We start from the raw sequence: 19,849 nt of genomic DNA, 5'->3' as shown, positions 1-19,849 counted from the left end.
GCAAAGTGCTGCCTGCGGGCGAAACATGGGCTTACCAGCAACGACTCATTCGCTGGAGAGCAGGTCCATGGTGTGTTTATCCATCATTTCCAGTGCACGGCCACCGCCACGGGCGACGCAGGTCAGCGGGTCTTCGGCGACGATCACCGGCAGGCCGGTTTCCTGGGCCAGCAGTTTGTCGAGGTCGCGCAGCAAGGCGCCACCACCGGTCAACACCAGGCCACGCTCGGCGATGTCGGAAGCCAGTTCCGGCGGCGATTGCTCCAGGGCGCTCTTCACAGCCTGAACGATGGTGGCCAGGGACTCTTGCAGAGCTTCCAGCACTTCATTGGAGTTCAGGGTGAAAGCACGTGGAACGCCTTCGGCCAGGTTGCGACCGCGAACATCAACTTCGCGCACTTCGCCGCCCGGGTAAGCGGTACCGATTTCCTGCTTGATGCGCTCAGCGGTGGATTCGCCGATCAGGCTGCCGTAGTTACGACGCACATAGGTGATGATCGCTTCGTCGAAGCGGTCGCCGCCTACACGTACGGATTCGGCATACACCACACCGTTCAGGGAAATCAGGGCGATTTCAGTGGTACCACCACCGATATCCACCACCATCGAACCGCGGGCTTCTTCAACCGGCAGGCCGGCACCGATCGCAGCAGCCATTGGCTCTTCGATCAGGAACACTTCCCGGGCACCGGCGCCGAGGGCCGATTCACGGATGGCTCGACGCTCAACCTGGGTGGACTTGCACGGCACGCAGATCAGCACACGAGGGCTGGGCTGCAGGAAACTGTTTTCGTGAACCTTGTTGATGAAGTACTGCAGCATCTTCTCGCAGACACTGAAGTCAGCGATCACGCCGTCTTTCATCGGACGAATGGCGGCAATATTGCCTGGTGTGCGGCCGAGCATGCGCTTGGCCTCGGTGCCGACGGCAACGACACTTTTCTGATTACCATGGGTCCGAATGGCCACAACTGATGGCTCATTCAGGACGATACCGCGCTCGCGCACGTAAATAAGGGTGTTGGCAGTGCCCAGGTCAATGGAAAGATCGCTGGAAAACATGCCACGCAGTTTCTTGAACATGGGAAAGGGACCCTAGGCAACGCGTGGGTAAAAAAGTGCGGCAAACTCTAACAACGACAGGGATTTTGGGCAAGGCGCCAATGTGCTAAATTGGCCGACTTTCTGTGCACCAACCCCCACAATCGCGGCCGTAAGACCGTAGAAATGCGGTAGTGTTCCGACAATCTAACACACGGACAGCCTCCGTTCTGTTTTCCACTGGAGATTCCCATGACACTTGAACGCTCCGACGTGGAAAAAATCGCGCATCTGGCCTCGCTTGGCCTTAATGATGCCGATCTTCCACAGACCACCGCAGCCCTGAACAGTATTCTCGGGCTGGTCGACCAAATGCAGGCCGTGAATACCGACGGCATCGAGCCCCTGGCTCATCCACTGGAAGCCAGCCAGCGCCTGCGCGCAGACGTCGTGACCGAGCGTAATAATCGCGAGGCTTACCAGTCCATTGCGCCAGCGGTCGAAAACGGCCTGTACCTGGTTCCGAAAGTCATCGACTAAAGGGAAAGAGCCTGCAATGCATCACATGACTCTGGCCGAGATCGCCCGCGGTCTCGCCGAAAAAAAGTTTTCTTCCGAAGAGCTGACCAAGACCCTGCTTGCGCGTATCGCCGAGCTTGATCCAAAGGTTAACAGCTTCATCAGCCTCACCGAAGAGCTGGCCTTGAGCCAGGCAAAGGCTGCCGACGCACGTCGCGCCAACGGTGAAAATGGCGCGCTGCTGGGCGCACCTATTGCCCACAAGGACTTGTTCTGCACCCAGGGCATTCGCACCAGCTGCGGCTCGAAGATGCTCGACAACTTCAAGGCGCCCTACGACGCTACCGTGGTGTCCAAGCTGGCCGCCGCCGGCGCCGTGACCCTGGGCAAGACCAACATGGACGAATTCGCCATGGGTTCGGCCAACGAGTCGAGCTACTACGGCGCAGTGAAAAACCCCTGGAACCTGGACCACGTGCCCGGCGGTTCCTCCGGTGGTTCGGCTGCCGCAGTGGCTGCGCGCTTCCTGCCCGCCGCCACCGCCACCGACACCGGCGGCTCGATTCGCCAGCCGGCCGCGTTCACCAACCTCACCGGTTTGAAGCCGACGTACGGTCGCGTTTCCCGCTGGGGCATGATCGCCTACGCGTCCAGCCTCGATCAGGGTGGCCCTCTGGCACGCACGGCCGAAGACTGCGCGATTTTGTTACAAGGCATGGCAGGCTTCGATAAACAGGACTCCACCAGCATCGATGAGCCCGTGCCGGACTACAGCGCCAGCCTTAACACCTCGCTCAAAGGCCTGCGCATCGGTGTGCCAAAGGAATACTTCAGCGCTGGCCTCGACCCGCGTATCGCGGAGCTGGTGCACAACAGCGTCAAGACGCTGGAAAGCCTCGGTGCTGTGATCAAGGAAATCAGCCTGCCGAACAACCAGCACGCGATTCCTGCGTACTACGTAATCGCCCCGGCAGAAGCGTCATCCAACCTGTCGCGCTTCGATGGCGTGCGCTTCGGCTACCGCTGCGAAAACCCGAAAGACCTCACCGACCTTTATAAGCGCTCACGTGGCGAAGGCTTCGGTGCCGAAGTGCAACGCCGCATCATGGTCGGCGCCTACGCCCTGTCGGCTGGCTACTACGACGCTTACTACCTGAAGGCGCAGAAAATCCGTCGCCTGATCAAGAACGACTTCATGGCTGCCTTTGAAGACGTCGACGTGATCCTCGGTCCAACCACGCCGAACCCGGCCTGGAAGATCGGTGCCAAGACCGGCGACCCGATCGCCGAGTACCTGGAAGACCTGTACACCATCACCGCCAACCTCGCGGGCTTGCCGGGCTTGTCCATGCCTGCCGGTTTCGTCGATGGCCTGCCGGTGGGCGTGCAATTGCTCGCCCCGTATTTCCAGGAAGGCCGCCTGCTCAATGTGGCGCACCAGTACCAGTTGAACACCGACTGGCACACCCGCACCCCTACCGGCTTCTGAGGACAACACTATGCAATGGGAAGTTGTGATCGGGCTGGAGATTCATACCCAGCTCGCCACCCAATCGAAGATTTTCTCCGGTAGCGCCACCACGTTCGGCTCCGAGCCCAACACCCAGGCCAGCCTGGTAGACCTGGGCATGCCCGGTGTACTGCCGGTGCTGAACCAGGAAGCGGTGCGCATGGCGGTGATGTTCGGCCTGGCGATTGACGCCGAGATCGGCCAGCACAACGTGTTCGCGCGCAAGAACTACTTTTACCCGGACCTGCCCAAGGGCTACCAGATCAGCCAGATGGAATTGCCGATCGTCGGCAAGGGCCACCTGGACATTCCTCTGGAAGACGGCACCATCAAGCGCGTCGGCGTCACCCGCGCCCACCTGGAAGAAGATGCTGGCAAGAGCCTGCACGAAGAATTCCCGGGCGCGACCGGTATCGACCTGAACCGCGCCGGCACGCCGCTGCTGGAAATCGTCTCCGAGCCGGACATGCGCAGCGCCAAGGAAGCCGTGGCCTACGTCAAGACGATCCACGCGCTGGTGCGCTACCTGGGCATCTGCGACGGCAACATGGCCGAAGGCTCGCTGCGCTGCGACTGCAACGTGTCGATCCGTCCCAAGGGCCAATCCGAGTACGGCACCCGCTGCGAGATCAAGAACGTCAACTCGTTCCGCTTCATCGAGAAGGCGATCAACAGCGAAGTGCGTCGCCAGATCGAACTGATCGAAGACGGCGGCAAGGTCATCCAGCAAACCCGCCTGTACGACCCGAACAAAGACGAAACCCGCGCCATGCGCAGCAAAGAGGAAGCCAACGACTACCGTTACTTCCCCGATCCGGACCTGTTGCCGGTGGTCATCGAAGACTCGTTCCTCAATGACGTGCGCGCCACCCTGCCGGAGCTGCCGCAGCAAAAACGCGAGCGCTTCCAGGAGCAGTTCGGCCTATCGGTCTACGATGCCAGCGTTTTGGCCTCCAGCCGCGAACAAGCCAACTACTTTGAAAAAGTCGTGAGCATTGCCGGTGACGCCAAGCTGGCGGCCAACTGGGTGATGGTTGAGCTGGGCAGCCTGCTGAACAAGCAGGGCCTGGAAATAGACGAAGCGCCAGTCACCGCCGAGCAACTGGGCGGCATGCTGCTGCGCATCAAGGACAACACCATCTCCGGCAAAATCGCCAAGACCGTGTTTGAAGCCATGGCCAGCGGTGAAGGCAGCGCGGACGAGATCATCGAGAAGCGTGGCCTCAAGCAAGTCACCGACAGCGGCGCGATTTCGGCCGTTCTGGATGAAATGCTCGCGGCCAATGCCGAGCAGGTCGAGCAATACCGTGCGGCAGACGAAGCCAAGCGCGGCAAGATGTTCGGCTTCTTTGTGGGCCAGGCGATGAAAGCCTCCAAAGGCAAGGCCAACCCGCAACAAGTGAACGAGCTGCTGAAAAGCAAGCTTGAAGGCTGATAGCAATGAATGGTCCGGGGGAGATTTCATGCTCTACTCGGACCCCCTGTGGGAGCGGGCTTGCTCGCGAATGCGGTGGATCAGTAAATGAATATTTAGCTGACACACCGCATTCGCGAGCAAGCCCGCTCCCACATTTGTGACGGGGGCATCTTGAAAATGAAGCGTCTACTCGGCCTACTGGCCTTGTTCTCTCTACTGGCCGGCTGCGCCAACGGCGTCATCAACCCCAACGGCTATGACGAAACCGGCACCGCCTCCTATTACGGCGCCAAACACCACGGCAATAAGACTGCCAGCGGTGAACCCTTCAACCAATACGGCCTGACCGCCGCCCACCGGCGCTTACCGTTCGGTACCCAGGTCAAGGTCACCAATCTCGACAACGACAAATCCGTGGTTGTCCGCATCAATGATCGCGGCCCGCACACCCGTGGGCGCTTGATCGATCTTTCACGCAAGGCTGCCGAGCAGCTAGGCATGATCAGCAGCGGTACGGCGCGAGTGCGCGTACAAGCCTTGAGCAACTGACGATGGAGCCCTGGCCATTTTTGGATTAACCGCCCTCTCGCCCTGGAGCCTGCTGGAATTGGTCAGCGGCCTGCTGCTACTGATCATCGGCGCCGAAATCCTGGTGCGCGCGGCCGTGCGCCTGGCCGCAAGCCTCAAGGTACGGCCGCTGATCATCGGCCTGACGATCGTCTCCTTCGGCAGCAGCGCGCCACAGATGACCGTCAGCCTGCAGGCCACCCTGGCGGGCAATACAGACATCGCCGTGGGCAGCGTAATCGGCAGCAGCATCTTCAACATCCTGGTGACCCTGGGCCTGTCGGCGCTGATCATTCCGCTGCGAGTCTCGCGCCAGCTGGTGCGCCTGGACATCCCAGTGATGATCCTGGCCGGGCTGCTGGTGTTTACCCTGGCGGCCAATGAAGAGCTTACGCCCACCGACGGCCTGTTGCTGCTCGTGGCCCTGGCTGCTTACCTCGGCGTTTTGCACTACCAGACCCGTCACTCTCGCCGCCCACGTACGCTGGACACAGTGGCCCGCGCACCCTGGCTGAGCAGCGTGCTGCAGATGCTCAGCGGGTTGTTGATCCTGGTGCTGGCTGGGCATTTGCTGCTGGGCGCGGCGGTGGATGTGGCGGGCGATCTGGGCCTGTCGGAGCGTGTGATTGGCCTGACACTGATCGGCGTCGGCACCTCGCTGCCGTGCCTGGCGACTTCGCTGATTGCCGCCCTGCGCGGGCAGCGGGAAATTGCCGTGGGCAATGTGATCGGCAGCAACCTGTTCAATCTGCTTGGCGTCTTGGGCTTGACCGCCATGCTCGCCCCTTCGCCGCTGTCAGTATCGCCCAACGCCCTGGACTTCGACCTGCCGGTGATGCTCGCTGTCGTGGTGCTGTGCCTGCCGATGTTCTATACCGGCTACCGCCTGACCCGCGCCGAAGGCTTGGTGCTGCTGGGCCTGTACCTGGCGTACGGGCTGCACGTGATGGCGTTCACCACCGGAATGCCCCTGGCCAACAAGCTCGAGCAACTGATGTTGTTTTATGTCCTGCCAGTGCTGGTGGCTTTTCTGTTGTTCAGCACGCTGCGAGCCTGGCGCCGCCAACACAAGAGGGAATCGCAATGACCGATCAGAAAAAGCCCGGGGTTGAAATGCGTCGCCAGGTCATGGGCGATGTGTTCGTCGACCGCGCCCTGGGCAATGCCACCGAGTTCACCCAGCCGCTGCAGGACTTCGTCAACGAACATGCCTGGGGCAGTGTATGGAACCGCGAAGGGTTGCCGCTGAAAACCCGCAGCCTGATCACCCTCGCCGCCCTGACCGCACTCAAGTGCCCGCAGGAACTCAAGGGCCATGTGCGGGGCGCTCTGAATAATGGTTGCACCGTGGAAGAGATCCGCGAGGCGCTGCTGCATTGCGCGGTGTATGCCGGTGTGCCGGCGGCGATTGATGCGTTTCGGGCGGCACAGGAAGTGATTGAGGCGTATCAGGCCGATAAGCAGTGACTTTTAAATAGCTATCGCAGGCAAGCCAGCTCCCACATTCTGATTTGTGAATACATTGAAAGTGTGGGAGCTGGCTTGCCTGCGATTGGCCCTGAACCACACCGCCACTCTCAGATCCAACCACCCGCCTGCAACACAAAAATCCCGATATTCGTAGTCACCGCCGCCATCAAGGTGGTGATCACGATAATCGCCGCCGCCAATTCATGGTTACCGTCAGCCGCCCTGGCCATCACGAAGCTTGCAGCGGCGGTTGGTGCGCCGAAGTACAGGAACAAAATCCCCAACTCTGGCCCTCGGAAGCCAAGCAACCATGCCCCCAGAGTGGCGACGACCGGGAGCCAGACCATTTTCATCAAGCTCGCGCTCAACGCCATGTTGCCGCTCTTGCGCAATGCCGCCAGGGACAACGTGCCGCCAATGCAGATCAACGCCAGTGGCAACGTAGTGTCTGCCAGGTACTGCAGGGATTTTTCCAGCCAGCCCGGCAGGCCGATTTGAAAATAGGCGAACGGCGCAGCCACGATCACACTGATGATCAGCGGGTTGGCCACCACACTTTTGAAAATGCTCCACGGGTCGGACTTGATCACCGGGCTGTACACCGCCAGCACAATGGTCGACAGCGTGTTGTAGAACAGGATCACCAGCGCCGCGAGGATCGCGCCGAGGGAGATACCGTAGTCGCCGTACATACTGGCCGCGAGCGCCAGGCCGATCACCCCGTTGTTGCCGCGAAACGCGCCTTGGGTGTAGATGCCTCGGTCTTCACGCTTGCATCGAAAGATCGCCCAGCCCCAGGCCAGGGCAAAGCTGAGCAAGGTGGCGACGGAAAAGTAAATCAGCAAGCCCGGCTTGAGCGCCGAATGCAGGTCGGCATGCAGGATGCCGAGGAACAGCAACGCCGGCATGGTGACGTTGAACACCAGGGACGAAGCCGTGTGGATAAAGTTGTCGTTGATCCAGTTGATGCGCTTGAGCAGCACACCGAGGAACAGCATGGCAAACACCGGCGCGGTGATGGTGAGGGTGGTGAGGAAAATTGCCAGCATGCCGGGGAAAACCTTGGTGACCGTCGTTAGGTGGCTAATGATAAGCCAGTGCGGGCCGCTTCGTCTGGTCCAGATACCTGTAGTGAGCGGGCTTGCCCCGCGCTGGGGGGCGAAACCGCCCCATCTCCGGCACTGAGTTTCTCCAGTTGGAACTCAGTCGCCTGGGTTTGGGGCGGCTTCGCCCCCCAGCGCGGGGCAAGCCCGCTCACTACAGTCAAGTAATCGGCGCAGGGTTAAACAAGGTGATGTCGTTATGCAGCTTGTGATGCTCCGCCCACGTCTGCTTTTTGCCGCTGGCCACATCCAGGTAGAAGTGAAACAACTCCCAACCCAACTCCTCGATGCTCGCGCGCCCGGTCGCAATACGCCCGGCGTCGATATCAATCAGGTCCGGCCAGCGCTGCGCCAGCTCCGTGCGGGTCGACACCTTTACCACCGGCGCCATCGCCAGCCCATAAGGCGTGCCACGCCCGGTGGTGAACACGTGCAGGTTCATCCCCGCCGCCAGTTGCAAGGTGCCGCACACAAAGTCACTGGCCGGCGTGGCGCAAAAGATCAGGCCCTTGCCCTTGAAACGCTCGCCCGGGCCCAGCACACCATTAATTGCGCTGCTGCCGGATTTGACGATAGAGCCCAAGGACTTCTCGACAATGTTCGACAAGCCGCCCTTCTTGTTGCCCGGCGTGGTGTTGGCGCTGCGATCCGCTTCGCCCTTGGCCAGGTAACGGTCGTACCAGTCCATTTCCCTGACCAGTTCCTGGGCAACTTCCTTGCTCTCGGCACGCGAAGTCAGCAGGTAGATGGCATCACGCACCTCAGTGACTTCGGAAAACATCACCGTCGCCCCCGCCCGCAACAGCAAATCCGAGGCATAGCCCAACGCCGGGTTGGCGGTGATGCCGGAGAATGCATCACTGCCGCCACACTGCATGCCCAGGATCAGCTCGGACGCCGGCACGGTTTCCCGGCGACGCTGGTCGAGCTTCTTCAAGCGCGTCTCGGCCAGCGCCATGATCTGCTCGATCATTTCGGTGAAGCCGTGGCTGGAGTCCTGCAGTCGATACAGCCACGGCTCGCTAAGGTCGACGGAGCTGTCGTTATCGTGCATGACCTGCCCGGCCTGCAATTTCTCGCAGCCCAGGCTGATCACGAGTGCTTCGCCGCCCAGGTTCGGGTTGCGCGCCAGGTTACGCACGGTACGGATCGGGATGTAGGCATCCGTCGCCGTGATCGCCACCCCGCAGCCGTAGCTGTGGGTCAGCGCCACTACGTCGTCGACGTGCGGGTACTTGGGCAGCAACTCATCCTTGATGCGCTTGACCGCATGGTCCAGCACCCCGGTGACGCACTGCACCGTAGTGGTGATCCCGAGGATATTGCGCGTGCCCACGGTGCCGTCGGCATTGCGGTATCCCTCGAACGTAAACCCTTCAAGCGGCGCCTGGGTCTCAGGCACCTCAGTGGACAGCGGCAAGCTGTCCAGCGGCGGCGCGGTCGGCATGCGCAGTTGATCTTCCTGCACCCAACTGCCGCGCGGAATCGGCGCCAAGGCGTAACCGATGGTCTGGCCGTAGCGAATTATCTGACCGCCTTCAGGGATATCTTCCAGGGTCACCTTGTGGCTCTGGGGGATGAAATCCACGGTCACCAGGCCGTCCGGGAACTCCGTCCCGGCCGGTACGCCCTGGTCATTGACCACGATCACCACGTTGTCGCGCTCGTGCAAACGAATCGAGCGCGGCGAGTCGGCATGTTCAATCAACTGCATTACATCGCCCCTCAGGAATGCGCTTCGGTAAGGTTGGTCAGCTCTGGGCCTTTGGCTGGCGGCTCTTTGAGCACCACACGCTTGATCGGACCGACGATGACCAGATAGCTGAATACCGCCACCAGTGCGTTGGCGCCGACGAACACCAGGGCCCACTTGAACGAACCAGTGGTGGCGATGATGTAGCCGATGACAATCGGCGTGGTGATCGACGCCAGGTTACCGAAGGTGTTGAACAAGCCGCCACTGAGGCCGGCGATTTGTTTCGGCGAAGTGTCGGACACTACCGCCCAACCCAGTGCGCCAACGCCTTTGCCGAAGAAGGCCAACGCCATGAAGCCCACGACCATCCACTCAACGTCAACGTAGTTACACGCGATGATGCTGCTGGAGACCAACAGGCCGGCAATGATCGGTGCTTTGCGCGCGAACGTCAGGGAATGGCCCTTGCGCAGCAGGTAGTCGGAAATCACCCCACCGAGCACGCCACCGATAAACCCGCAGATCGCTGGCAACGAGGCGATGAAACCCGCCTTGAGGATGGTCATGCCACGGTCCTGCACTAGGTACACCGGGAACCACGTCAGGAAGAAATAAGTGATGCCATTGATGCAGTACTGGCCCAAGTAGACGCCGAGCATCATGCGGTTGGTCAGCAACTGGCGGATGTAATCCCACTTCGGACCGTCGGTTTTCTTGCCCTTGCCTTTGTCCTGATCCATATCGACCATCGCGCCGTTGGCGGCGATGTGATTGAGCTCAGCTTCGTTGATCAGCGGGTGCTGGCGCGGGCTGTGGATAACTTTCAGCCAAATCAGCGAGAAGATAATGCCGATCACGCCCATCACGATAAACACGTGCTGCCAGCCGAAGCGGTAGACGATCCAGCCCATCAGTGGCGCGAACAACACGGTGGCGAAGTATTGCGCCGAGTTGAAGATCGCCGAGGCGGTACCGCGCTCAGCGGTAGGGAACCACGCTGCCACGATACGTGCGTTACCGGGGAACGATGGCGCTTCGGCCAGGCCCACCATGAAGCGCAGCATAAACAGCGCAACAACAGCGGTGGAGACACCGAACTCACCGACATAGCCTTGCAGCACAGTGAACAGTGACCAGGTGAAGATGCTCAGGGCATAGACTTTTTTCGAGCCGAAGCGGTCCAGCAGCCAGCCGCCGGGGATTTGCCCGGCCACGTAGGCCCAACCGAATGCGGAGAAAATGTAACCGAGGGTGACCGCGTCGATGCCGAGGTCTTTTTGCAGGCTGGAACCTGCGATGGCGATGGTGGCCCGGTCGGCGTAGTTGATCGTGGTCACCAGGAACAGCATGAGCAGGATCAAATAGCGGACGTGGGTCGGCTTGGTCGCTTGCATGTAGAAGTACTCCCACTAATTATTTTTTTTGCGGGTAATGGTTTTCTGTTTTTTTGTTGGGGGAGCCAGCAGGCATCTGGCCCCCACCTGGTGTCGCTGTTACGAACCGATGTAGCTGGTCTTCACCACGGTGTAGAACTCTTGCGCATAGCGACCTTGCTCACGCGAACCATAGGATGAGCCCTTACGGCCACCGAATGGAACGTGATAATCCACACCCGCGGTTGGCAGGTTGACCATCACCATCCCGGCCTGGGAGTGGCGTTTGAAGTGGTTGGCGTACTTCAAGGAAGTGGTGGCAATGCCCGCCGACAAACCGAACTCGGTGTCGTTGGCCATGGCCAGCGCCGCGTCGTAGTCCGCCACGCGCACAACGTTGGCGACTGGGCCAAAGATTTCTTCACGGCTGATGCGCATGGCGGCTTCGCTGTCGGCAAACAGCGTCGGCGCCAGGTAATAGCCTTCGGTATCACAGGTCACCAGGCCGCCACCGCTGACCAGCCGCGCACCTTCGCTTTGGCCGATGTCGATGTACTTGAGGTCCTGGTCCAACTGGGCCTGGGAAACGACCGGGCCGATATCGGTGCCGCTTTTCAAGGCGTGGCCGACTTTGATCGACTTCATGCGTTCAGCCATGGCCGCGACGAACTGGTCGTGAATACCGGCGGTGACGATCAAGCGGCTGGAGGCGGTGCAACGCTGGCCGGTGGAGTAGAACGCGCTCTGTACCGAAAGCTCGACGGCCTGCTTGAGGTCGGCATCGTCGAGGATGATCTGCGGGTTCTTGCCGCCCATTTCCAACTGCACTTTGGCCTGGCGCGAGACACAGCTGACAGCGATCTGGCGACCTACACCCACAGAACCGGTGAAGCTGATGCCATCGACTTTCGGGCTGTTGACCAGCACATCGCCCACTACGCGACCGCTGCCCATCACCAAGTTGAATACACCGGCAGGGAAACCGGCGCGCGAGATGATTTCGGCCAGGGCCCAGGCGCAGCCCGGTACCAGTTCAGCAGGCTTGATCACTACGCAGTTGCCGTAGGCCAGGGCTGGGGCGATCTTCCACGCGGGGATGGCAATCGGGAAGTTCCACGGGGTGATCAGGCCGACCACACCCAAGGCTTCGCGAGTGACTTCAACGTTGACGCCCGGGCGTACCGACGGCACGTAGTCACCGGACAAGCGCAGGCATTCGCCGGCGAAGAACTTGAAAATGTTACCGGCGCGAGTCACTTCGCCGATGGCCTCGGGCAGGGTCTTGCCCTCTTCACGAGCCAGCAAGGTGCCGAGCTCTTCGCGGCGCGCGAGAATTTCGCTGCCGACTTTATCCAAGGCATCGTGGCGCGCTTGAATGCCGGAAGTGGACCAGGCCGGGAACGCCGCGCGAGCAGCATCGATGGCGGCGTTGACTTGGGCAACATCAGCCTTGGCGTATTCACCAATGACATCGGACAACTCCGACGGGTTGAGGTTGACGCAATAGTCAGCGCCGGCCACCCATTGGCCGTTGATGTAGTTGTCAAAACGTTGGGCTTGGGACACGAATCTTCTCCTGACGCAAAAGGCCGCTGATTGCTCAGCGGCCTTATAGATAGGTTATTGCGGGCCTTGCTTGTCGATCAGCGCGGCCAGGGCTTCGTATTCTTCCGGCAACAGGTCGGTCAGCGGCGTACGCACCGGGCCGGCGTCATAGCCTGCGATTTTTGCACCGGCCTTGACGATACTCACGGCATAACCGGATTTGCGGTTACGGATGTCCAGGTATGGCAGGAAGAAGTCGTCGATGATTTTGCCAACGGTAGCGTGATCTTCGCGGGCAATCGCGTGATAGAAATCCATCGCGGTTTTCGGGATGAAGTTGAACACCGCCGAGGAGTACACCGGCACGCCCAAGGCCTTGTAGGCAGCGGCGTAAACCTCTGCAGTCGGCAGGCCGCCAAGGTAGCTGAAACGGTCACCGAGGCGACGGCGGATCGACACCATCAACTCAATGTCACCCAGGCCGTCTTTGTAGCCGATCAGGTTCGGACAGCGCTCGGCCAAGCGTTCCAGCAATGGCGCGGTCAGGCGGCAAACGTTGCGGTTGTAGACCACCACACCGATCTTGACCGATTTGCACACCGCTTCAACGTGGGCGGCAACGCCGTCCTGGCTGGCTTCGGTGAGGTAGTGCGGCAGCAACAGCAGGCCTTTGGCCCCCAGACGCTCGGCCTCTTGAGCGTACTCGATAGCTTGGCGAGTCGAACCGCCCACGCCGGCGAGGATCGGCACGCTGGTCGCGCAGGTATCAACGGCGGTTTTCACCACCTGGGAATATTCGCTGGCCGCGAGGGAGAAAAACTCACCCGTGCCGCCGGCGGCGAACAAGGCGGTCGCGCCATACGGGGCCAGCCACTCTAGACGCTTGATGTAGCCCGCCTGGTGAAAGTCACCCTGGGCATTGAAATCGGTCACCGGAAAAGAGAGCAGACCGTGGGAGAGGATGGACTTCAGTTCTTGTGGATTCATTATTCGAACACCCTGGGTAAAGACTTTCTGTCGAAAGGTTATTGTTGGTTTTGGTGATGTCGTACGTCATCGTACAACTATAAAAATATTCGTCAACTGCAATTCATCAAACTTCATCCGCAAGGTGTTTAGAGCCGCCTCCTTGACGTAGGAAATTTTTCCTCTAAGCTCGCTGTTGCTGTATGCATATACAGTCATCACGGAAGATTCCTACGACATAGCAAGGAGCTAACATGTCAGGTCTTGAACTCGCAGCACCCGAAAAAAACCCGCCTACCCTACGTTTCGAGGGCGGTGAACACACTGCCATCGGCGATGACACCCTGTTGCGCTTCGTCAAGGACGCACCGGCGATCCCCGCGCGCCAAGTCGAACTGCACCTGCCCAACGGCTTGGCGCTCACCTATGGCCAAGTGATCGCCCTGGGCGGCGACTTCTATGGCATCCCCGGCCAGCCCATCAGCGATGGCGCGTCGCCGGCCGAGCGCGTGCAGCGCTTCACTGCCGCTTTCAACTCGCTGGCCGTGCTGCCCGCTTCGCGAGAAGAAGCACACAAGATCCTGGCGGTGATGCAAAAGGAGATCACTGCGGTCAAGCAGGTGATAAAGGACGGCAAGCAAGCCCATGAGGCCTACGACGCCCTGGGCGATACGTTGTCTGAGGAATGGAACCGCATCACTGGCGGTGGCAGCGCGGTGTCGGCGCTTGTTCCGTTGGGCCGCTACCTGAAACTGGCGGCGGACAATGCCGACCACTTTGGCGAATGGGCGCTGTCGGCCTATTTGGCGGGGCATACGGCGGCGCTGCAACAAGCCGTGGCGGCTCACCAAACCGGCACCGACCAGGCCTTGGAACTGGCGTATGCCATGAACAGCTTTGCTGATCACTTTTTGACCGATCTGTTTTCCGCAGGCCACTTGCGGGTTCCGCGCAAGCAGTTGGCGGCAGTGGTAACGCCCGGTGAATTGGGCTCGCTGATCAGCCGTTTCATGCACGATGAAGACAGCAAGCTCGGGCTCAAGGTGCGCAATGCCCTGGGAGATCAGTGGCACGCTTATGGGGATAAACGCTACTTCGACGCCATCGACGCGGACAACCGGGGGCAGGTTAAACGCGCAGTGCAGGCTTCGGCGGATGAGGTCTTCGACACCTTTATCAGTGGTGTGGCGCCCTCCCCGGCCAACTTCAAGGCGCCGCTGTATGTGCCGGACCTGAATGCCGCGCAGAACCCGGCGAACAACTTCTCACCGCTGTTCAAGATGGAGGGGGACAAGGTGCTGCGTCGTAAGGATGTAAATGACTTGAACGACAAGCACTGGACGAATGATTGGTGGGGGTGGAGTACGTATTTGTTGTTGAAGGACTACACGCCGAACGCACCGCAGCCTTGAGTTAACAGAAATCCCATGTGTGTGTGCAGACGCGCGCATGGGACCGCTCGTCGCCACTGTCATTTCTGACAGTATCGCAGGTGAATCAACTGCCAGTAGCTTGCATTCGACCGCCGGGTTACCTCTTTCGCGAAAAGAGGCGCAAACACCTTGGAGGCCATTCACTCATCCTAAAATCAGTGAGGCATATCATGGCTACTAAAAAGTGCACCTTTAAATCCCGTTCCAACAAATCTAAATCGGCGACTCATAACGTTGACGCTACCGACCTGCCCAACATCGGGGACACGATTGAACTTGATGGTGATCCAGCTCTGGAGGTCGTAGCCAAGAACTTCGTAATCAACGGAGGCAATGTCGACCAAATCGACTTCACCCTCGCCTGAATAGTTAATTCACCGTTACCAGAATTACCCCCGCTGCGCCTCCGCCTCTTCATGAGCATGGCGCAGCCGCTCCCGACTATTCGTCAAATGCAACCGCATCGCCGCCCGCGCCGCATCTGAATCCCGGCGCGCAATCGCCTCATAAATCTCTTCGTGTTCGCGGCTCAAACGCCCCATGTAATGTTGCTGGTCATCATGGGCCAGGCGCGCAGAATTCAAACGGGTCCGCGGAATGATGCTGGTGCCCAAGTGGGTCATGATATCGGTGAAGTAGCGGTTGCCGGTCGACAGCGCAATTTCGAGGTGGAACGCAAAATCAGACGCCACCGCATCTCCAGCGTGGGCCGCGCTTTCATTCAGGGCATCGAGTGCCGCACGCATGGCTGCCAGCTGTTCATCGCTGCGGCGCAAGGCGGCCAAACCAGCGGATTCGACTTCCAGGCTGATCCGCAATTCCAGAATCGCCAGCACATCACGCAGGGTTACCACGGTGGCCGGGTCGATACGGAAGCCGCTTGGGCTCGGCGTATCCAGCACAAACGTGCCGATACCATGACGGGTCTCGACCTGCCCCGCCGCTTGCAAGCGTGAGATGGCCTCACGCACCACGGTGCGGCTGACCCCATGGGCCTCCATGATCGCCGACTCGGTGGGCAGTTTATCGCCACGTTTGAGCTGACCGTCGCGGATCTGCTCGGACAACACCGTGACCAATTCCTGGGCAAGGCTGCGACGCTTGCGGGGAAGACGAGGGGCGGTGGCGGCGTTATCCATGATGATCCATTTTTCTCGGCGAACTTGAACACGCATCATAGCCCATGGCGGTTGTACGATCACTGCCCGGGCACGACTTTCATTTATATCCTGCGCGCAAAAAAATGCCCCGACACAGGTCGAGGCATTTTTGAGGCTTACCCGAGGGTGAAAACCGGTTACTTCACGACTTTCAGGCTTGGCCGGCCGCTAGGGCGCGGCGGCTCGGAATCCGGTGGCGGCAGATCGTCGCCATCTTCTGCTTCGATCGCTTCGTCATCCTCGAAAGGCGACTCCAGATCGAACACCATGCCTTGGCCGTTCTCCCGGGCATAAATGCCGAGGATGGCGCCAATCGGCACGTACAGCGTATGCGGCACGCCGCCGAAACGCCCTTCGAAGCTCACGGCTTCGTTGTCCATGTGCAGGTGGCGCACTGCACTCGGCGATACATTCAGCACAATCTGCCCGTCGCTGGCAAAACCCTGCGGTACCTGAACCGCAGCAAATTCAGAATTGACCAGCATGTGCGGGGTGCAATCGTTGTCCACAATCCACTCATAGAGCGCGCGGACCAGGTAGGGTCGACTGGAGTTCATCAGCGGCTCCTTAAGCCTTAGCGCATATCGCGTTCGACACCAGACAGACTCGCCTGGAAAGCCTCACGCGCAAACTGGCGCTCCATATAATCAAGCAGCGGCTTGGCCGGCCGCGGCAGTTCAATACCGAGAATCGGCAAGCGCCAGAGTATCGGTAATAGGCAGCAATCCACCAAGCTTTGTTCCTCGCTGAGGAAAAAAGGTTTGTCGGCGAACAACGGCGAAACACCGGTGAGGCTCTCGCGCAATTCCTTACGCGCCTGCACGCGTGCCGGCTCTTTGCTGCGTGTGTCCAGAATCACATCCACCAGCCCGCACCAGTCACGCTGGATCCGATGGATCAGCAGGCGGCTGTTGGCACGCGCCACCGGGTACACCGGCAGCAAAGGTGGATGCGGGTAACGCTCATCCAGGTATTCCATCACCACGGTTGACTCCCACAACGCCAGGTCACGATCGACCAGGGTGGGCAAGCTGCCGTAAGGGTTCACTTCGATCAGTTTCGGTGGGTGACGACCTGCCTCCACACTGATGATCTCGGCGCTGACACCCTTCTCTGCGAGCACGATGCGTACTCGGTGGGAATAGTGGTCGGCGGGGTCGGAGTAACAGGCCAACCGGTTGGTCACGCCCATGGCGGTCCTCCTCGCTTGTTGAAATTATCGAAAGCTCAAAAACGAGCGCGCCCAGAGAGCATCTCTATAACGCCTGGTACAACCAGATCGCTACGTGTTCAGAGATGCCGCTGGGCGCGCAAGATTAACAGCAATTGCTTACGGTTGGATCAATGCACATCCTTCCAGTATTCGCGTTTGAGCAGATAGGCGAATACGAAGAAGAAAGCCAGGTACAGCAACACATACGTACCGATGCGCTGATGCTGCAATTTGACCGGGTTGGCAGAGTAGGCCAGGAAGGTCACGAGGTTCTTGACCGTCCCGTCGAACTGCTCCTCAGTCTGGGAACCTGGAGTCTCTATCGTCAGTTGATCGCACGCTTCATGAGTCAACGGCGTGCCGGTCAACGGATCGTATTGCTTCTTGCCGTCTTCAACGACCTGAATCTGCTTGCATCCTACCACTTGCTTGCCTTGCAGGCCGACCAGAACGTTAGGCATGCCGACGTTCGGGAACACGCGGTTGTTGACCTGGTAAGGACGCGCCGGGTCTTCATAGAAGGATTTCAGGTAGCCATACAGCCAATCGGTACCGCGCACGCGCGCCACCAGGGTCAGGTCAGGCGGTGCAGCACCGAACCAGGCCTTGGCATCCGCAGGCTTCATGCCGATGTTCATGTGGTCGCCGATCTTGGCCCCGGTGAACACCAGCTTCTCCAGCATCGTTTCATGAGGAATGCCAAGGTCATCGGCGACACGCTCATAACGCTGGAACTTGGCGCTGTGACAGCCCATGCAGTAGTTGGCGAACGTCCGCGCGCCGTCCTGCAGGGCGGCTTTGTCCGACACGTCGATATCGACTTTTTCCAGTTCCGGGCCGCCGTGTTCGGCAGCGAAGGACAGTAGCGGCAAGGCCGCAAGCATCAATGCAACAAATAACTTTTTCATCAGCCAGTCACCCTTTCCGGAACCGGTTTGGTCTTCTCGAGCCGGGTATAGAACGGCATCAGAATGAAGTAGGCGAAGTACAGGAAGGTGCAGACCTGCGACAGCAACGTACGCTCAGGCGTCGGCGCCAATACGCCCAGCACACCCAGGATCACGAACGAAATGCAGAACACCCACAGCCAGATCTTGCTCAGCCAGCCCTTGTAGCGCATGGACTTGACCGGGCTGCGGTCGAGCCAAGGCAACACGAAGAGCACCGCAATGGCCGCGCCCATGGCGATCACGCCCATGAGTTTGTCGGGGATTGCGCGCAAGATTGCGTAGAACGGTGTGAAGTACCAAACCGGGGCAATGTGCTCAGGCGTCTTGAAGGCGTTGGCCTGTTCGAAGTTAGGTTTCTCCAGGAAATAACCACCCATCTCCGGGAAAAAGAACACGATCGAGCAGAACACGAACAGGAACACCACGACGCCGACAATGTCTTTGACGGTGTAGTAAGGGTGGAACGGGATGCCGTCCAGCGGGATGCCGTTTTCGTCCTTGTGCTTCTTGATGTCCACGCCGTCCGGGTTGTTGGAACCCACTTCGTGCAGCGCCAGGATGTGCAGCACCACCAAGCCCAGAATCACGATGGGCAATGCCACCACGTGCAGGGCGAAGAAGCGGTTCAGGGTGATGCCGGAGATCAGGTAGTCACCACGGATCCACTGCGTCAGGTCGTTGCCAATTACTGGAATTGCCCCAAACAGCGAGATGATCACCTGGGCGCCCCAATACGACATCTGACCCCAAGGCAGCAGGTAACCCATGAAGGCTTCGGCCATCAGCGCCAGGTAGATCAGCATGCCGAAGACCCACACCAGCTCGCGAGGTTTCTGGTACGAGCCGTAGAGCAGGCCACGGAACATATGCAGGTAGACGACGATGAAGAACATCGACGCACCGACCGCATGCAGCAAACGCAGGATGGCGCCGTGGTTGACGTCTCGCATGATGCCTTCAACGGAAGCAAACGCCTCCTCCGCCGACGGCGTGTAGCTCATCGTCAGCCAGACGCCAGTGATGATCTGGTTGACCAGCACCAGCAGGGCCAGGGAGCCGAAGAAGTAGAAGAAGTTGAAGTTTTTCGGCGCGTAATACTTGCTGAGATGGTCTTCCCACATTTTAGTGGCGGGGAAGCGCGCATCCACCCAATCCATGAACTTACTCATGACGCGTTCTCCTTATCGAGGCCAATGACAATGATGTCGTCAGATTCGTACTCGTGCGGAGGAACCGGCAAGTTCAAAGGCGCAGGCTGGGATTTGTAGACACGGCCGGCGAGGTCGTAGTGGGAACCGTGGCAGGGGCAGAAATAACCACCGACCCAATCCTTGCCCAGGTCCACAGGAGCGACTTCCGGGCGGAAGGTTGGCGAGCATCCCAAATGGGTGCACAGACCAACCAGCAGCAGAATCTCTGGCTTGATCGAACGTGCTTCGTTCTTGGCGTAGGCGGGTTGGTCGGACTTCTCGGACTTGGGGTCAGACAACTGGCCCTCGATCTTCTTGAGATTCCCCAGGATTTCCTCGGTACGACGAACAATGAAGACCGGTTGGCCGCGCCATTCAGCAATCATCTGCTGGCCTGGCTCGATCTTGCTGATATTCACCTTCACCGGTGCACCTGCGGCTTTCGCCTTGGCACTGGGAAACCATGACCCCACGAACGGGACCGCAGCCCCCACCGCTCCTGCAGCACCCACCACGGATGTGGCTGCTACCAAGAAGCGACGCCGGCCTGCATTCACGCCGTCATTGCTCATTCAGTCCTCTCCCATCAGCTTTTTGGCCTGTTAAATCAGGCGTCTACTAAGTATTAAATCTGAACTTATAAAAATTTTGCCGAATGGTAATGAAAAGCCCCACGTATGACAAGGGAATTGCCCG

General features: G+C 59.5%; 20 protein-coding genes. 8 read left to right on the top strand and 12 right to left on the bottom strand.

Annotation, left to right across the window (positions count from 1 at the left end; all coding sequences use genetic code 11):
- Positions 1-45: 45 nt before the first annotated feature.
- Entirely contained in the window at positions 46-1,083 is a 1,038-nt protein-coding gene (gene mreB, locus AB4O35_RS10340; RefSeq protein WP_002555108.1) for a rod shape-determining protein MreB, read from the bottom strand.
- Between the two features lie 210 nt (positions 1,084-1,293).
- On the opposite strand from mreB, the gene gatC reads away from it, so the two are divergent.
- The 6 genes from gatC to AB4O35_RS10310 all read left to right on the top strand — a co-directional run bounded on the left by gatC (position 1,294) and on the right by AB4O35_RS10310 (position 6,521).
- Positions 1,294-1,581, top strand: a complete 288-nt coding sequence (gatC, locus tag AB4O35_RS10335) for an Asp-tRNA(Asn)/Glu-tRNA(Gln) amidotransferase subunit GatC (protein WP_065875103.1) — start codon at positions 1,294-1,296, stop codon at positions 1,579-1,581.
- A gap of 16 nt (positions 1,582-1,597) precedes the next feature.
- Positions 1,598-3,049, top strand: coding sequence for an Asp-tRNA(Asn)/Glu-tRNA(Gln) amidotransferase subunit GatA (gatA, locus tag AB4O35_RS10330; protein ID WP_065875104.1), 1,452 nt, complete (start codon positions 1,598-1,600; stop codon positions 3,047-3,049).
- Between the two features lie 10 nt (positions 3,050-3,059).
- Positions 3,060-4,505, top strand: a complete 1,446-nt coding sequence (gatB, locus tag AB4O35_RS10325; RefSeq protein WP_065875105.1) for an Asp-tRNA(Asn)/Glu-tRNA(Gln) amidotransferase subunit GatB — start codon at positions 3,060-3,062, stop codon at positions 4,503-4,505.
- A 159-nt stretch (positions 4,506-4,664) separates the two neighbouring features.
- Positions 4,665-5,036, top strand: coding sequence for a septal ring lytic transglycosylase RlpA family protein (locus AB4O35_RS10320; protein ID WP_065875106.1), 372 nt, complete (start codon positions 4,665-4,667; stop codon positions 5,034-5,036).
- Between the two features lie 58 nt (positions 5,037-5,094).
- Entirely contained in the window at positions 5,095-6,141 is a 1,047-nt protein-coding gene (locus tag AB4O35_RS10315) for a calcium/sodium antiporter (protein ID WP_065875107.1), read from the top strand.
- The gene (locus AB4O35_RS10310) at positions 6,138-6,521 is read left to right on the top strand and encodes a carboxymuconolactone decarboxylase family protein (RefSeq protein ID WP_065875108.1); all 384 of its coding nucleotides are present in this window, start codon (positions 6,138-6,140) and stop codon (positions 6,519-6,521) included. The genes AB4O35_RS10315 and AB4O35_RS10310 overlap by 4 nt, the downstream gene beginning before the upstream one ends.
- A gap of 110 nt (positions 6,522-6,631) precedes the next feature.
- Here the strand turns inward: AB4O35_RS10310 and AB4O35_RS10305 are convergent, their stop codons facing one another.
- The 5 genes from AB4O35_RS10305 to kdgD form a co-directional block, all read right to left on the bottom strand.
- Positions 6,632-7,573 (bottom strand): AEC family transporter, encoded by a 942-nt coding sequence (locus AB4O35_RS10305; protein ID WP_049710001.1) that lies wholly within the window; start codon positions 7,571-7,573, stop codon positions 6,632-6,634.
- 214 nt (positions 7,574-7,787) lie between these two features.
- A complete protein-coding gene (garD, locus tag AB4O35_RS10300; RefSeq protein ID WP_065875109.1) occupies positions 7,788-9,341 on the bottom strand; it encodes a galactarate dehydratase in 1,554 nt (517 codons plus the stop codon).
- An 11-nt stretch (positions 9,342-9,352) separates the two neighbouring features.
- Positions 9,353-10,717 (bottom strand): MFS transporter, encoded by a 1,365-nt coding sequence (locus AB4O35_RS10295; RefSeq protein ID WP_065875110.1) that lies wholly within the window; start codon positions 10,715-10,717, stop codon positions 9,353-9,355.
- Between the two features lie 99 nt (positions 10,718-10,816).
- A complete protein-coding gene (locus AB4O35_RS10290) occupies positions 10,817-12,262 on the bottom strand; it encodes an aldehyde dehydrogenase family protein (RefSeq protein WP_065875111.1) in 1,446 nt (481 codons plus the stop codon).
- 54 nt (positions 12,263-12,316) lie between these two features.
- A complete protein-coding gene (kdgD, locus tag AB4O35_RS10285; RefSeq protein ID WP_049710004.1) occupies positions 12,317-13,228 on the bottom strand; it encodes a 5-dehydro-4-deoxyglucarate dehydratase in 912 nt (303 codons plus the stop codon).
- Positions 13,229-13,461: 233 nt separating this feature from the next.
- Between kdgD and AB4O35_RS10280 the strand changes: the two genes are divergently transcribed.
- Together AB4O35_RS10280 and AB4O35_RS10275 are read left to right on the top strand one after the other, a co-directional pair.
- Positions 13,462-14,619, top strand: a complete 1,158-nt coding sequence (locus tag AB4O35_RS10280; protein ID WP_065946178.1) for a phospholipase — start codon at positions 13,462-13,464, stop codon at positions 14,617-14,619.
- Between the two features lie 191 nt (positions 14,620-14,810).
- The gene (locus tag AB4O35_RS10275; protein WP_065875113.1) at positions 14,811-15,005 is read left to right on the top strand and encodes a hypothetical protein; all 195 of its coding nucleotides are present in this window, start codon (positions 14,811-14,813) and stop codon (positions 15,003-15,005) included.
- A gap of 24 nt (positions 15,006-15,029) precedes the next feature.
- On the opposite strand, the gene AB4O35_RS10270 is transcribed toward AB4O35_RS10275, so the two are convergent.
- The 6 genes from AB4O35_RS10270 to petA all read right to left on the bottom strand — a co-directional run bounded on the left by AB4O35_RS10270 (position 15,030) and on the right by petA (position 19,725).
- Positions 15,030-15,779, bottom strand: a complete 750-nt coding sequence (locus AB4O35_RS10270) for a FadR/GntR family transcriptional regulator (RefSeq protein ID WP_065875114.1) — start codon at positions 15,777-15,779, stop codon at positions 15,030-15,032.
- Between the two features lie 158 nt (positions 15,780-15,937).
- A complete protein-coding gene (locus tag AB4O35_RS10265; protein ID WP_065875115.1) occupies positions 15,938-16,357 on the bottom strand; it encodes a ClpXP protease specificity-enhancing factor in 420 nt (139 codons plus the stop codon).
- 17 nt (positions 16,358-16,374) lie between these two features.
- Positions 16,375-16,992: a glutathione S-transferase N-terminal domain-containing protein gene (locus tag AB4O35_RS10260; protein WP_065875116.1), complete on the bottom strand. Its 618-nt coding sequence runs from the start codon at positions 16,990-16,992 to the stop codon at positions 16,375-16,377.
- A 149-nt stretch (positions 16,993-17,141) separates the two neighbouring features.
- The gene (locus AB4O35_RS10255; RefSeq protein ID WP_065879619.1) at positions 17,142-17,921 is read right to left on the bottom strand and encodes a cytochrome c1; all 780 of its coding nucleotides are present in this window, start codon (positions 17,919-17,921) and stop codon (positions 17,142-17,144) included.
- Positions 17,921-19,132, bottom strand: a complete 1,212-nt coding sequence (locus tag AB4O35_RS10250; RefSeq protein WP_065875118.1) for a cytochrome b — start codon at positions 19,130-19,132, stop codon at positions 17,921-17,923. Before AB4O35_RS10250 ends, AB4O35_RS10255 begins: the two co-directional genes overlap by 1 nt.
- The gene (gene petA, locus AB4O35_RS10245) at positions 19,129-19,725 is read right to left on the bottom strand and encodes a ubiquinol-cytochrome c reductase iron-sulfur subunit (protein ID WP_065875119.1); all 597 of its coding nucleotides are present in this window, start codon (positions 19,723-19,725) and stop codon (positions 19,129-19,131) included. Before petA ends, AB4O35_RS10250 begins: the two co-directional genes overlap by 4 nt.
- Positions 19,726-19,849: the final 124 nt, after the last annotated feature.

Source organism: Pseudomonas sp. H1_A03 (genome assembly GCF_054685145.1).
This window is presented reverse-complemented; position numbering and strand designations above follow the sequence as displayed.

Coding starts and splice junctions, on each gene's coding strand:
- gatB (WP_065875105.1), top strand. CDS start 3,060: ATGCAATGGGAAGTTGTGATCGGGCTGGAGATTCATACCCAGCTCGCC.
- AB4O35_RS10265 (WP_065875115.1), bottom strand. CDS start 16,357: ATGAACTCCAGTCGACCCTACCTGGTCCGCGCGCTCTATGAGTGGATT.
- AB4O35_RS10250 (WP_065875118.1), bottom strand. CDS start 19,132: ATGAGTAAGTTCATGGATTGGGTGGATGCGCGCTTCCCCGCCACTAAA.
- AB4O35_RS10260 (WP_065875116.1), bottom strand. CDS start 16,992: ATGGGCGTGACCAACCGGTTGGCCTGTTACTCCGACCCCGCCGACCAC.
- AB4O35_RS10305 (WP_049710001.1), bottom strand. CDS start 7,573: ATGCTGGCAATTTTCCTCACCACCCTCACCATCACCGCGCCGGTGTTT.
- AB4O35_RS10255 (WP_065879619.1), bottom strand. CDS start 17,921: ATGAAAAAGTTATTTGTTGCATTGATGCTTGCGGCCTTGCCGCTACTG.
- gatC (WP_065875103.1), top strand. CDS start 1,294: ATGACACTTGAACGCTCCGACGTGGAAAAAATCGCGCATCTGGCCTCG.
- gatA (WP_065875104.1), top strand. CDS start 1,598: ATGCATCACATGACTCTGGCCGAGATCGCCCGCGGTCTCGCCGAAAAA.
- AB4O35_RS10310 (WP_065875108.1), top strand. CDS start 6,138: ATGACCGATCAGAAAAAGCCCGGGGTTGAAATGCGTCGCCAGGTCATG.
- AB4O35_RS10280 (WP_065946178.1), top strand. CDS start 13,462: ATGTCAGGTCTTGAACTCGCAGCACCCGAAAAAAACCCGCCTACCCTA.
- mreB (WP_002555108.1), bottom strand. CDS start 1,083: ATGTTCAAGAAACTGCGTGGCATGTTTTCCAGCGATCTTTCCATTGAC.
- AB4O35_RS10295 (WP_065875110.1), bottom strand. CDS start 10,717: ATGCAAGCGACCAAGCCGACCCACGTCCGCTATTTGATCCTGCTCATG.
- kdgD (WP_049710004.1), bottom strand. CDS start 13,228: ATGAATCCACAAGAACTGAAGTCCATCCTCTCCCACGGTCTGCTCTCT.
- garD (WP_065875109.1), bottom strand. CDS start 9,341: ATGCAGTTGATTGAACATGCCGACTCGCCGCGCTCGATTCGTTTGCAC.
- AB4O35_RS10320 (WP_065875106.1), top strand. CDS start 4,665: ATGAAGCGTCTACTCGGCCTACTGGCCTTGTTCTCTCTACTGGCCGGC.
- petA (WP_065875119.1), bottom strand. CDS start 19,725: ATGAGCAATGACGGCGTGAATGCAGGCCGGCGTCGCTTCTTGGTAGCA.
- AB4O35_RS10270 (WP_065875114.1), bottom strand. CDS start 15,779: ATGGATAACGCCGCCACCGCCCCTCGTCTTCCCCGCAAGCGTCGCAGC.
- AB4O35_RS10275 (WP_065875113.1), top strand. CDS start 14,811: ATGGCTACTAAAAAGTGCACCTTTAAATCCCGTTCCAACAAATCTAAA.